The sequence below is a fragment of the Acinetobacter sp. TTH0-4 genome, from assembly GCF_015602665.1.
Lineage (GTDB): Bacteria > Pseudomonadota > Gammaproteobacteria > Pseudomonadales > Moraxellaceae > Acinetobacter > Acinetobacter albensis.
Genome location: NZ_CP059079.1, coordinates 836,815 through 850,003, shown reverse-complemented (window position 1 = coordinate 850,003; position 13,189 = coordinate 836,815). Strand labels below are relative to the sequence as shown.

Annotated in this window: 10 protein-coding genes and 1 tRNA gene; 5 read left to right on the top strand and 6 right to left on the bottom strand. The window is 39.9% G+C overall.

Annotated elements, in window-relative coordinates:
- Positions 1-30: 30 nt before the first annotated feature.
- Positions 31-1,794, bottom strand: a complete 1,764-nt coding sequence (locus H0S58_RS03925; RefSeq protein ID WP_195727206.1) for an alkaline phosphatase D family protein — start codon at positions 1,792-1,794, stop codon at positions 31-33.
- Between the two features lie 206 nt (positions 1,795-2,000).
- On the opposite strand from H0S58_RS03925, the gene H0S58_RS03920 reads away from it, so the two are divergent.
- Positions 2,001-2,086, top strand: a tRNA-Leu gene (locus tag H0S58_RS03920).
- 605 nt (positions 2,087-2,691) lie between these two features.
- Here the strand turns inward: H0S58_RS03920 and H0S58_RS03915 are convergent.
- The 4 genes from H0S58_RS03915 to rlmE form a co-directional block, all read right to left on the bottom strand.
- Positions 2,692-3,006 carry a DUF5713 family protein gene (locus H0S58_RS03915; RefSeq protein ID WP_195727205.1) on the bottom strand — a complete coding sequence of 105 codons (315 nt, stop codon included), beginning with the start codon at positions 3,004-3,006 and terminating at the stop codon, positions 2,692-2,694.
- A gap of 122 nt (positions 3,007-3,128) precedes the next feature.
- Positions 3,129-3,980, bottom strand: a complete 852-nt coding sequence (gene folP / locus H0S58_RS03910) for a dihydropteroate synthase (RefSeq protein WP_195727204.1) — start codon at positions 3,978-3,980, stop codon at positions 3,129-3,131.
- A 137-nt stretch (positions 3,981-4,117) separates the two neighbouring features.
- Positions 4,118-6,007: an ATP-dependent zinc metalloprotease FtsH gene (gene ftsH / locus H0S58_RS03905; protein WP_053578432.1), complete on the bottom strand. Its 1,890-nt coding sequence runs from the start codon at positions 6,005-6,007 to the stop codon at positions 4,118-4,120.
- Positions 6,008-6,138: 131 nt separating this feature from the next.
- Entirely contained in the window at positions 6,139-6,789 is a 651-nt protein-coding gene (rlmE, locus tag H0S58_RS03900; protein WP_053578433.1) for a 23S rRNA (uridine(2552)-2'-O)-methyltransferase RlmE, read from the bottom strand.
- 196 nt (positions 6,790-6,985) lie between these two features.
- Between rlmE and yhbY the strand changes: the two genes are divergently transcribed.
- Both yhbY and H0S58_RS03890 read left to right on the top strand, forming a co-directional pair.
- A complete protein-coding gene (yhbY, locus tag H0S58_RS03895; protein ID WP_053578434.1) occupies positions 6,986-7,309 on the top strand; it encodes a ribosome assembly RNA-binding protein YhbY in 324 nt (107 codons plus the stop codon).
- A gap of 5 nt (positions 7,310-7,314) precedes the next feature.
- The gene (locus H0S58_RS03890; RefSeq protein WP_195727203.1) at positions 7,315-7,854 is read left to right on the top strand and encodes a DOMON-like domain-containing protein; all 540 of its coding nucleotides are present in this window, start codon (positions 7,315-7,317) and stop codon (positions 7,852-7,854) included.
- An 86-nt stretch (positions 7,855-7,940) separates the two neighbouring features.
- Here H0S58_RS03890 and H0S58_RS03885 read toward each other — a convergent pair whose 3' ends face one another.
- On the bottom strand, positions 7,941-8,414 hold the full coding sequence (locus H0S58_RS03885) for a hypothetical protein (protein ID WP_195727202.1): 474 nt from the start codon (positions 8,412-8,414) through the stop codon (positions 7,941-7,943).
- A gap of 310 nt (positions 8,415-8,724) precedes the next feature.
- Between H0S58_RS03885 and carA the strand changes: the two genes are divergently transcribed.
- Together carA and carB are read left to right on the top strand one after the other, a co-directional pair.
- Positions 8,725-9,864: a glutamine-hydrolyzing carbamoyl-phosphate synthase small subunit gene (gene carA / locus H0S58_RS03880; RefSeq protein ID WP_193892291.1), complete on the top strand. Its 1,140-nt coding sequence runs from the start codon at positions 8,725-8,727 to the stop codon at positions 9,862-9,864.
- A gap of 14 nt (positions 9,865-9,878) precedes the next feature.
- The gene (gene carB / locus H0S58_RS03875) at positions 9,879-13,109 is read left to right on the top strand and encodes a carbamoyl-phosphate synthase large subunit (RefSeq protein WP_092717115.1); all 3,231 of its coding nucleotides are present in this window, start codon (positions 9,879-9,881) and stop codon (positions 13,107-13,109) included.
- The last annotated feature ends 80 nt before the right edge of the window (positions 13,110-13,189 follow it).

Genomic DNA, 13,189 nt, shown 5'->3' with positions numbered 1-13,189 from the left:
GTTTCCCTACCCTATTTTTACCACCCAATATTAAGCAATTTTTTGGGTGTCCTTTATATCACTCAGCACAGTATCGACTAAAATATAGTAAGAGCGATCATGATCGACTGTATATTGTTGCTCTTTAATACTACTCACAAACACCCAATTCGCTTCCATTTGCTGTGCAGTAAAATTCACAGTTAAATAACCACGTTGATTCAAATTACAGTAATTAAGCTCATTAATTAAGGTAGTGAAAGCCAATTCAAATTGCTGTAATTGTGCCAACGGGATATTCAAATATTGTTCTAGCCCTGGTGAAGACACTGAACTGGTCGCCAGTTCCAGTCCAATATGTTCACCTGTTTGGCTATGCAAATCTGATGTCCAAGCGTTATGAGTATCACCTGCTAAAACTACGACTTTTTTATTCACTTTTTTTAAAGTCGCATAGAGCTTTTCACGCTCAGCAGAATAACCATCCCAAGCATCTAAATTATAAGGTGCCACAACTGTCAAACGTGCTTTCTCAATCTCAGTTAAACTTGGATCACCCTGCAAGAGACGGATTTTTAATGTTACTAACTCTGGAATTTTTTGATTTAAGCTCACAATATCCATTTGACTGAGAGGTTCTAAAAGTTCCGCGGGAATCAACATTTTACTCATGAGCACTTGTTGACCTAATACATTCCAAATTGCACTAGATTGCTCTAATTGTGTTTGTAACCAGTGCAGTTGCTTATCCCCCATTAAAGTACGTGTCGCTTGGGTTAAATCTTGTTGAAAGAGCGGGAAATCCATGCCTTGCGCAGTCATATAATCTGCATAATTTAACTGTCGATCACGCGCTAAAACTCGAGTATCCAACATATTCAACTGCACTAAATTGCCAAAATTAAATTCGCGATAAATATTCAAATGATCATGATCTGAAACAGGACGTATCGGCATCCATTCGAAATAAGCTTGTAAAGCAGCTATTTTACGCTCAATAAATTGCCCCTCATTTTTATTGTTCGCGGACTCTTCAGTGTGATTTTCTGCACCATTTTTCCAAGCATCGTTCGCCAATTCATGATCATCCCAAATTACAATAAATGCATGACGTTGGTGTACCGTTTGTAAATCTGGATCTGTTCGGTATAAAGCATAACGCTTGCGATAATCTTCTAATTTGATCATTTCTTGATTGTTGTCTGCAGCCAGTTCACGCCCTAAACGTGCTGCATCTTCACTGGCATACCCACCCTGACCATATTCATAAATATAATCACCTAGATGAATCACCACATCGACATTTTGTTTGGCAATTTCTCGATAAACATGGAAATAACCCGCTGGATAGTTCGAGCAAGAACACACTGCAAAACTGACCGTCTGAGGATTTTCTGGCAAAGTTTTGGTTTGTCCGATGGGAGAAGTCACAGTGCCATAATGAAAACGATAATAGTATTGCTGATTTGATCTAAGCTTATTGGCATCAACTTTGACAGTAAAATCTTGGGCTTGTGAAGTTTGTACTTTGCCTGAATTGACTAAATTCTTAAATTGCTGATCTAAAGCAATTTCCCAACTCAGTTCCAAGCGGGCAGATACTTCATTTGGTGTTAAACGTGTCCAAAGAATAATTTTATCTTGTAATGGATCACCACTTGCAACCCCATGTAAAAATTCAGCTTTCACCTTATTTGACAGTACACCATCTTCAGAATCGCCATCACAAGCGGTCAGTGAAATAGGTAAAGATAAAGCCCCTAAGCTGGCCAAAGATTTATGTAAAAGTTCGCGGCGTGAGATTTTAAATGACATGGGATTATCCTTATTTTTTATTCTTTAAATATAAAAACTAAGGATTACCTTATGATCTCAAATTTATGAAGAAATGATGACAGCTTCTTTTTTTTGATTAAAAATAAATTATTTTCATAGATAAACACATGAATTGATTGAAAAGAAAGCAAATACACTGAAAGAGACTTGCCAAGATTTATTTCGTCCTCTATTATTGCGCACATGCCCGAGTGGTGAAATCGGTAGACACAGGGGATTTAAAATCCCCCGCCCACAAAGCGTGCCAGTTCGAGTCTGGCCTCGGGCACCATTTTGATACTTCTTAAAATGGTGCAATAAAAATTCCAGCTATAAGCTGGTTTTTTTATATCTTAAATTTGGTTCTAGCGATAAGTATCATTTCTAAAAAATTAATAATAGTAGTGGATCATAAAAACTTTAATATTAATTTCAGATCATATCCGTGTATTTATTTGACTTTCAAGCTCAGCAACAACTTTAACTGCTTTCGACAAATTCAAACTTTCGCTTATATAAAGAGATGATCAGAAAGCCTCGACGAAATACGTGTTGAGCAAATCAACCACAAGTTAAACTTGAAGAAGAGATAGAAAACTATGGAGTTTATTTCCGAGTATGGTCAGTATCAAAAATGGTCGTTATATTTTTAATCGCTGTGCTTCAGACCATGTTCATGATTAAGTTATGGATTTTAATAAAGACTACAATAGACGCTCAATTGATACGCTATTAAAGAAAAAGATCACATATTGGCTCAATATTCTCGGGATTTATCATTCGCTTAATGATAAATATCATTTAAGAATAATAATTTGCTTAGATATTAAAGTGGGTTAAAGCTGCCATTTATCTGATAGATTTAAAAAATATTGCGCTCAAAAAATAGAGAGCAGTTTACCACTCTCTATTCGATACCAATTCTTCCAGTTCTATTTCAATATAACCTTTGTCTTGCACCACCATCATCATAGCTTCAGCGATATAATCTGCTGCCGTATCATCTAAAGCAGAATCTAAATCTTCAAACTGTGGCTTCATTTTATTAATGGTGACCACAGTTTCAGCCGCGAAATGATAAATTTCTGTTTCAGACAAATCTGCTTTGGCGACTTTTTTGGCAAATTGTTTAATCACTTGCTTAACTTCAGCAACCAGAATATCGGGATAATATTCATCATCAAACATAGGGAGAAGTAAATCTTCAAACATACAGCACTCAAAAAATTCACGTGTTTAAGCGAGCTTGTATAACACAAAGTAACAAAAATACCAACTCAAACTATAAAATATTAGTTTACTGGCTTCATAATTTTATTTGTTCCAATTGTGCATCAAGCGCAATTCATCGCCTGCCATATTTTAATAGCATCAGAGGTAGCTTTTACATCATGTACACGCACCATGCATGCACCTTGTTGAATACTCAATAAATGGGCTGCCACAGAACCCACTACACGGTTTTGCGCATTTGATTCACCTAACACTTCACCAATAAAACGTTTACGTGAAAGTGCCGAAAGAATCGGATAGCCCAAACTTGTTAATACATGAAATTCTTGTAATAACTTCAAATTTTGCTGAGCATTTTTAGCAAAACCAAAACCTGGATCAATCATGATATTTTCGGGTTTTATTCCGACTGCGAGTGCTGCATTGATACGATGTTGTAATTCGCCCATAACATCCTGAGTCACATCACTATATTGATTCAAATTATTCATGGTCGTTGGTTCGCCACGCATATGCATAATAATGACTGGAATATCAAGTTCAGCAGCTGTGATTAACGCATTGGGGCGTGTTAAAGCACGTACATCATTCCAAATATGCGCTCCTGCTTGTACCGCTTTACGCATTACTTCAGGTTGCGAAGTATCAATGGAAATAATGACATTATGTTGAGCCAGCTCCTCAACGACAGGGACGACACGACGTATCTCTTCCTCAATCTCTACCACTAAAGCACCTGGTCGGGTTGATTCACCTCCAATATCAATCACTGTCGCACCATCAGCAATCATTTGTAATGCATACGCTACAGCCTGCTCTTGACTATTGTGCTTTCCACCATCACTAAATGAGTCTGGAGTTACATTTAAAATACCCATTACATGTGGCTGGGCTAAATCTAAATGATGTTGTCCACACTGCAATACACGTTTAGGTAATGGCATTAACTTCATTGATTACTTTCCTTAGATCTTCAAATCCCAGTGTAGCAATGCTGAGTTTTAAAGATGCTGAAATATTTTCAAAATTGAATGATTACGGCATAAAAAAGAGCCTCCTTTGAGACTCTTCTTAGCTTCACTTTAAAAAATTAATTTGCAGGCAATGGTGGTGGTGTCAGTGGACCATCCGTTGGGGTAATATCAATTACTGGATTTTCAGCAATATATACCTTAGGCGGTTGAGGTTCACGACCTTCCATAATGTCACGGATTTGATCGCGATCAATAGTTTCCCATTCCATCAAGGCTTTTACCATTGCGTGCGCAATATCTTGCTTACTTTCCAAGATTTCTCGCGCTACTTTATATTGCTCATCCAAAATGCGGCGAACTTCTAAATCTACTTGCTGTTGCGTTGCTTCAGAAATCGTACGGCTACCGATACTGCCCATGAATGATTGCTGCGAATCATCTTCATACACCATTACGCCCATTTTATCAGACATACCGTATTTAGTGACCATCGCACGTGCCATTTTGGTTGCACGTTCAAAATCATTCGAAGCACCGGTAGACATCTGGTTAATAAATACTTCTTCTGCAATACGACCACCAAACAAAATAGAGATTTCATTCAACATTTTGTGTTTGTAATGACTCGTTTGATCAAATTCAGGCAACTGCCAAGTCACACCCAAAGCCCAACCACGCGGCATAATCGTCACTTTATGTACAGGGTCTGTACCCGGTAAAGTTTCAGCGACAATCGCATGACCTGCTTCATGATAAGCCGTAGCACGACGTTCTTCATCACGAAGCACCATCGATTTACGCTCAGGCCCCATATACAGCTTGTCTTTTGCATCTTCAAAATCATGCATATCAACTGTATTTTTATTACGGCGTGCAGCAAATAAAGCAGCTTCGTTAATTAAATTGGCGAGTTGTGCACCAGAGAAGCCCGGTGTACCACGTGCAAGCACTTGTACATCCACACCTGTCACTGAAGGCAATTTTTTCATGTGAACATTTAAAATTTGCTCACGACCTTTAATATCTGGCAGACCGACCATCACTTGACGGTCAAAACGACCCGGACGGAGTAAAGCTTTATCCAGCACATCGGCACGGTTTGTTGCAGCAATCACGATAATGCCTTCATTACCTTCAAAGCCATCCATTTCAACCAGCATCTGGTTTAATGTCTGTTCACGCTCGTCATGACCACCACCTGTACCTGAACCACGATGACGACCAACTGCATCAATCTCATCAATAAAGATAATGCAAGGCGCATGACGTTTGGCTTGTTCGAACATGTCGCGCACACGTGATGCACCTACACCCACAAACATTTCAACAAAGTCAGAACCCGAAATACTAAAAAACGGAACTTTCGCTTCACCTGCAATCGCTTTAGCAAGCAAAGTCTTACCTGTACCTGGAGGGCCCACCATTAATACGCCACGTGGAATACTCGCGCCGAGACGTTTAAATTTGGTTGGATCCTTTAAAAAATCAACAATTTCCACTACTTCTTGTTTCGCTTCATCGCAGCCAGCAACATCTGAAAAGGTCACTTTAATTTGATCTTCAGACAACATTTTGGCTTTTGATTTACCAAAACTCATTGGACCACTTTTACCACCTGCACCGCCACCCATGTTGCGCATAAAGAACATGAATAACAAAATGATTAAAAGTACAGGGAAGCTCGCGATAAGAAGTTGCATCAATAAACCTTGGCGCTGAGGTGCAGTACCTTCTACGACAACATTATTTTTGATGAGGCTTGGCATCAGTTCTGGATCTTGAACCGCTGGACGGATACTTTCAAATTCAGAACCGTTTGATTTTTCACCACGGATTCTTTCGCCATCAATGATGACTTGTTTAATTTGACCAGCATTCACCGCTGAAACAAACTCTGAATAATTCATTGCAGTCGGTTGATTGCGGTCACTAATGTTACTGAAAATCAGGATCAGTACACCGAGTATAACCAGCCACAATACGGCATTCTTGAAGAGATCGCTCAAAGCTTTATTCCCATATCAATCTAATTTGATCATGCCCAAAACGGGTGACCTTAATTTAAGCTAAAGATCAGCTTCGCAATATTTTAAAAATGTACAAAATGCACAATTTTTAACGTCTTGGCAAGTAAACTTTATCTCGAAACTTTCTTACGCCCTTGCCCGATCAAAAATACTTCTTTAGAACGGGTACGCGAAGCGGCAGGTTTTGCTGTCTTTAGGACATCAAAGCTATCTACCACTTGTTTACGAAATTCGTCAAATCCAATCCCTTGGAAAACTTTTACCACAAACTGACCTTTAGGTCCTAAAACCTTATTGGCAAAATCTAAAGCAAGTTCACACAAGTAAATTTGACGAGGTTGATCTACAGCCTTGTTACCTGATGTATTGGGGGCCATATCTGAAATTACAACGTCTACGGTACGTCCGTTTAAAAGATTTAACAATTTTTCGAAAACTTCTTCTTCACGAAAGTCGCCTTGTAGAAAAGTTACATCAGGCAAAGCATCCATTTCCAAGATATCTGAAGCGATCAATAAACCCTTATCACCGACCAGTTTTCCAGCAATTTGTGACCAACTTCCCGGAGCTGCACCCAGATCTACCACTGTCATACCTGGTTTAATAATTTTGTATTTTTCTTGCATTTCAAGAAGTTTGTAAGCGGCACGTGCACGATAGCCTTCCTTTTGCGCTTTTTTGACAAAAGGATCATCTAAGTGTTCTCGCATCCAATCTCGACTACTTTTGGATAACTTTTGGTTAGTAATGCGTGTCGCCATAACTCTCTAAATAATAAAAAACTTCTAATTCATGATTGTACGTGAAAAATACCCTGCTTGCAGTATACATCTGTATCTAAATTCGATCTTTTATGCTGTTTTTTTCGATCATCTAAATTGATTATTTCGACAGAATATAAAGCGTTTAAACTTGGCATTTGCTATACTAAGTCGTTTTTAAAATTAGGTTATCTCTATGGCGGCTTTATCAATTCAGGAACGCAAACGTTTGCGTCAAATCGGACACGCACTTAACCCTGTGGTTATGTTGGGTGGCCAAGGTTTGACTGAAAATGTCGTTGAAGAAACAAATCGTGCTTTAAATGATCACGAATTAATCAAAGTAAAAATTGCGGGTGAAGACCGTGAAGCACGTGTAGCAGCAATGAATGAAATTGCTCAAGTAACCGGTGCTGAAATCGTGCAAACGATTGGTAAAATTGTATTGCTTTATAAAAAAGCAGCCAAACAAAATCCAAAACTTTCAAATCTTGTACGCCACGCAAATTTGTCTAGTTAAGCAGTATGGCCAGTTACGAACTTAATGCTTTTGATCGTCGTTTTCAATCTATCTCCCTCGTGGGGGCAATTGAACAACAAGGTCTATATGGTTTAAATGTGGGCTATTGGTTACGTGATCCTAATCAATTCATGCAATGGCCTAAATTATTACAGGGCAACCCACGTCAAGATTTTTTGTGGCAACACACTTGCTATGAAATTTTTATTGGCGTACATGGTGAAGACTATTACCGGGAAATTAACCTCTCCCCCTCTCAAGCTTGGCAAGTTTACCAGTTTGAGGAGTACCGTTATCCTGAGGATATGCCACCACAAGCTGCCCATGACATTGAACTTAATCAACTTAAACGCACGCATTACGGTTTAAATGTCACTTTAGATTTAACTGAGTTTATGTTGAAGCATAAATTAAAGTGGTCAAATATGTTCTTGGGCTTAACTGCTGTGCTTCAAACCTCACAAGGTGATCAACACTACGCGATGCAACATAGCAGCCCAAATGCAGATTTTCACAATAAACGAGATTGGCTACATCAGTTTTAATATTTTTAAAGAATACCCATAATAAAAAAGTGAGGCATTAAACCTCACTTTTTTATGTATAAAATTGTGCTTTTATTAAGAGCAACTTAACTTTTTAATGTAGTCTTAGTTTCAGTTTTATCTGCCACTTTCTTCCATACATCTAAAGTATGATCTTTAGAACGTTTAAAAGTTTCAGCCAACTGATCTTTGTGTTTAACCGAAATTTGGCTCACATCATCTTTCAGTTCTTTACCCAGTTTACTTAAATCTTCTAAAACAGCATTAAGTTCAGTTTTCACAAATTCTTTTAATTCAGTTAATTCTTTTTGAGAAGAACTGAATTGTTTTTTAATAATGTCAATGCGCTGAAGAAGATCTTGCTTTAAGTTCTGAATTTGACCTTGTACATTTGCCTGTAATTCTTTTGCCTCAGCTTGAACTTTTTCTGTCGACTCAACCGCTGCATCTGTAATCTTTTGTTGTGCTTCTTTAGACACTTGCTCTAATTTTTCTGCACTTTCTGCGACTACTTCTTTAATCGATGTTTTCGCTTTCACTTGTTTTTGTTCTGTTGTCATGGCCATATTCCTGTCATTGTGCTTCGAGAATGCTAGAGTAATCCGATTTGATAAAATTTAAACGATGATTTGTCAGACAATTTTCAATTGTTTACATTTTAGTTACACTCTGCTCTCTCAGACGACAAACCAAGATACATGTTATTTATATTTGATAATCAGTACAAATAAAATGGACTTTAGAGGCTTTACTGCGTATAATGCCGTGTTAAGTTCAAGCGAGCAGACATAGGAGGGTTGGTTAAAAAAATAGCCTTCCTTTTTTTTCGTCTACTCGCTTTTTTACAGCCTAAATTTCAGGAGCTTTGGTTTGAGCACTCCCGCCATTTTAGCCCTCGCAGATGGAACGATCTTTAAAGGTACGTCTATCGGTGCATCGGGTAGTACGACTGGTGAAGTCGTTTTTAATACTGCCATGACTGGCTATCAAGAAATTTTGACTGACCCAAGTTATGCACAACAACTTGTGACTTTGACTTATCCACATGTGGGCAATACAGGTTGCAACGAAGAAGACACTGAGTCAGGTCGAATTCATAAGGTTTGGGCAAATGGTCTTATTATCCGTGATCTCCCTTTATTGCATAGCAATTTCCGTGCTAATCAATCTCTAGGCCAATACCTAGAACAACATAATGTTGTCGCGATTGCTGATATTGACACACGTAAATTGACACGAATTTTACGTGCCAAAGGTGCGCAAAATGGTTGTATTCTTGCTGGTGAAAATATCACAGAAGAACAAGCTTTAGAAAAAGCACGTGCTTTCGGTGGCTTGGATGGTTTAGATCTTGCGAAAGAATGCTGTGATCCGACGGGTTTTGAATGGACGGAAGGTTCTTGGACACTGGGTCAAGGCTTCTCTCAACCTGAACTTAAATTCCATGTTGTGGCATATGATTACGGTGTCAAAACCAACATCTTACGTATGCTGGTTGACCGTGGATGCAAACTGACTGTAGTTCCAGCTCAAACGCCTGCAGAAACAGTTCTCGCATTAAATCCAGATGGTGTGTTCTTATCGAACGGCCCTGGCGATCCAGCTGCATGTGATTATGCGATTGAAGCTGTAAAAACCATTGTTGAAACCACAAATTTACCTGTGTTTGGTATCTGCCTCGGTCACCAAATCCTAGCCCTTGCTTCTGGTGCTAAAACGGTAAAAATGCCTCACGGTCACCACGGTGCCAACCATCCTGTACAAAATCTTGAAGATGGTACAGTGATGATTACTTCTCAGAACCATGGCTTTGCAGTTGATATTGATACATTACCTGCAAACCTAAAAGCAACGCACAAATCATTATTCGATCAAACCCTTCAAGGTATGCATCGTACTGACAAACCGGCGTTCAGCTTCCAAGGTCACCCTGAAGCAAGTCCTGGGCCACATGACTGTGCCCCATTATTCGATCATTTCATCGAACTTATCGAAGCATCTAAGCAGTAATTAAGGAAGCGATCATGGCTAAACGTACAGACATAAAAAGCATCTTAATTATTGGTGCAGGTCCGATTGTGATCGGTCAAGCATGTGAGTTTGACTACTCAGGTGCGCAAGCATGTAAAGCCCTTCGTGAAGAAGGCTACCGTGTTATTTTGGTGAACTCTAATCCAGCCACCATTATGACCGACCCAAGTATGGCAGATGCGACATATATCGAACCGATTACTTGGCAAACTGTTGCACAAATTATTGAAAAAGAACGTCCAGATGCAGTCCTTCCAACGATGGGTGGCCAAACAGCATTAAACTGTGCGCTTGCACTGGATGAGCACGGTATTTTAGCAAAATACAATGTTGAATTAATTGGTGCGAGTAAAGATGCCATTGAAATGGCAGAAGACCGCAAATTGTTTGATGATGCGATGCGTCGTATTGGTCTTGAATGTCCTCGTGCTGCTGTTGCAAGTACTATGGAAGAAGCATTCGAAATTCAAGCAAAATTGGGCTTCCCTTCAATTATTCGTCCGTCCTTCACTATGGGCGGTTCGGGCGGTGGTATTGCTTATAACCGCGACGAATTCATTGAAATCTGTGAACGCGGTTTCGACCTATCGCCGACTCACCAACTGTTAATCGATGAATCATTGATTGGTTGGAAAGAATACGAAATGGAAGTTGTTCGTGACAAAAACGACAACTGTATTATCGTATGTGCGATTGAAAACTTCGACCCAATGGGTGTGCATACAGGTGACTCCATCACTGTTGCCCCTGCGCAAACATTAACAGACAAAGAATACCAAATCATGCGTAATGCATCGATTGCAGTTCTGCGTGAAATTGGTGTTGAAACAGGTGGTTCGAACGTTCAATTCGGTATTAACCCGAAAGACGGTCGTATGGTGGTGATCGAGATGAACCCGCGTGTATCACGTTCATCTGCGCTTGCATCAAAAGCAACAGGTTTCCCAATTGCGCGTATTGCTGCGAAATTGGCTGTGGGCTATACCCTTGATGAGTTGAAAAATGACATCACTGGTGGTGCAACACCTGCGTCATTTGAACCATCAATTGACTACGTGGTTACCAAGATTCCTCGCTTTAACTTCGAAAAATTCCCGCAAGCTGAAGCTATTCTAACCACACAGATGAAATCTGTGGGCGAAGTCATGGCCATTGGTCGTAACTTCCAAGAATCTCTGCAAAAAGCGCTTCGCGGTCTTGAAGTGGGCGTGTGTGGTTTTGATGAACACATTGCTGTCGGTGCTGAAGGCGCGCGCGAGAAAATACTGCAAGAGCTTAAAGTTCCAGGTCCTGAGCGTATTTGGTATGTGGCTGATGCCTTCCGTCATGGTTTCAGTTTGGATGAAGTATTTGCTGCAACCAATATCGACAAATGGTTCTTGATCCAAATCGAAGACATCATTAAAACTGAAGAAGAAATTAAAACTTTAGGTTTTGGTGACTTAAATGCCGACAACATTCGCGCATTTAAACGTAAAGGCTTATCCGATCTACGTATTGCAGATTTGATGGGTATTTCACAGAAACAATTCCGTAAACACCGTTGGAACTTAGGCGTTATGCCAGTTTACAAACGTGTGGATACCTGTGCAGCAGAGTTTGAATCTGACACTGCCTACATGTATTCAACTTACGATGAAGAATGTGAAGCAAATCCATCAACCAAAGACAAAATCATGGTGATTGGTGGTGGTCCTAACCGTATTGGTCAAGGGATCGAGTTCGATTACTGCTGTGTACACGCGGCGCTTGCAATGCGTGAAGACGGTTACGAAACCATTATGGTGAACTGTAACCCTGAAACGGTTTCAACGGACTATGACACATCAGATCGTTTGTATTTCGAACCGATTACTTTAGAAGATGTGCTTGAAATCGTACGTATCGAGAAGCCTAAAGGCATTATCGTACAATACGGTGGTCAAACACCTTTAAAATTGGCACGTGCTTTAGAAGAAGCAGGCGCACCAATTATTGGTACGTCGCCTGATGCAATTGACCGTGCAGAAGATCGTGAACGTTTCCAGCAAATGATTCAACGCTTACAACTTCGTCAACCTAAAAATAGCATTGTTAAATCTGCTGAAGAAGGTATGGCTGAAGCATCTAAAGTCGGTTATCCATTGGTTGTTCGTCCATCATACGTGCTTGGTGGTCGTGCGATGGAAATCGTATACAACGATGACGAACTTAAGCGCTACCTGCGTGATGCGGTTCAAGCCTCAAATGAAGCACCTGTACTGCTTGATCATTTCTTAGATGATGCCATTGAAGTTGACGTAGACTGTGTATCTGACGGTAAAGATGTCGTGATTGGCGGCATTATGCAGCACATTGAACAAGCAGGTATTCACTCAGGTGACTCTGCATGTTCTATCCCTCCTTATTCTCTTTCAAATGAGATTCAGGACGAAATGCGTCGTCAAACTGTTGCTATGGCAAAAGAGCTTGGTGTAATTGGTCTAATGAACGTTCAGTTTGCTGTAAAAGGTAATGACGTTTACATCTTAGAAGTGAACCCACGTGCATCACGTACCGTGCCGTTTGTATCTAAATGTATTGGCGAATCTTTAGCAAAAGTAGCTGCACGTTGTATGGCGGGTCAATCTTTAGAATCTCAAGGATTTACTAAAGAGATTATCCCGACTCACTTTGCTGTAAAAGAAGCGGTATTCCCATTTTCGAAATTCCCTGGTGTTGACCCTGTTCTTGGGCCTGAAATGAAATCTACAGGTGAAGTTATGGGTGTGGGTACTTCATTTGGTGAAGCATTCTATAAAGCTGTGTTAGGCTCAAATGATCGTTTACCAGGTAAACCAACCGAAGGTGAAGTGAAACACGTATTTATCTCAGTTCGTGATTCAGACAAACCGCGTGTTGTGGGTATTGCGAAACAATTGGTTGATTTCGGTTTCAAAGTGATTGCCACTGGTGGTACATTTGATGTCATCAACGAAGCGGGTATTGCTTGTGAACGTGTCAATAAAGTCACTGAAGGTCGTCCTAATATTGTCGACCGCTTGAAAAATGGCGAAATTCACCTCATTATCAATACCACTGAAGGTAAACAAGCTCAGCAAGATTCATTCTCGATTCGTCGTTCTGCACTTCAAGGTAAAGTGTATTACACCACGACTTTGAATGGTGCTGATGCTGTATGCCAAGCTTTAGCCATTAAATTACCAATGGATGTATATCGCTTGCAAGATTTAACAACAGGCTAATTATCTATCGAGAGGTCCCGTCACCTGATCGGTGGCGGGATTTTTTTATTTAGAATCCATTCATTTTTTACTCACTTTGA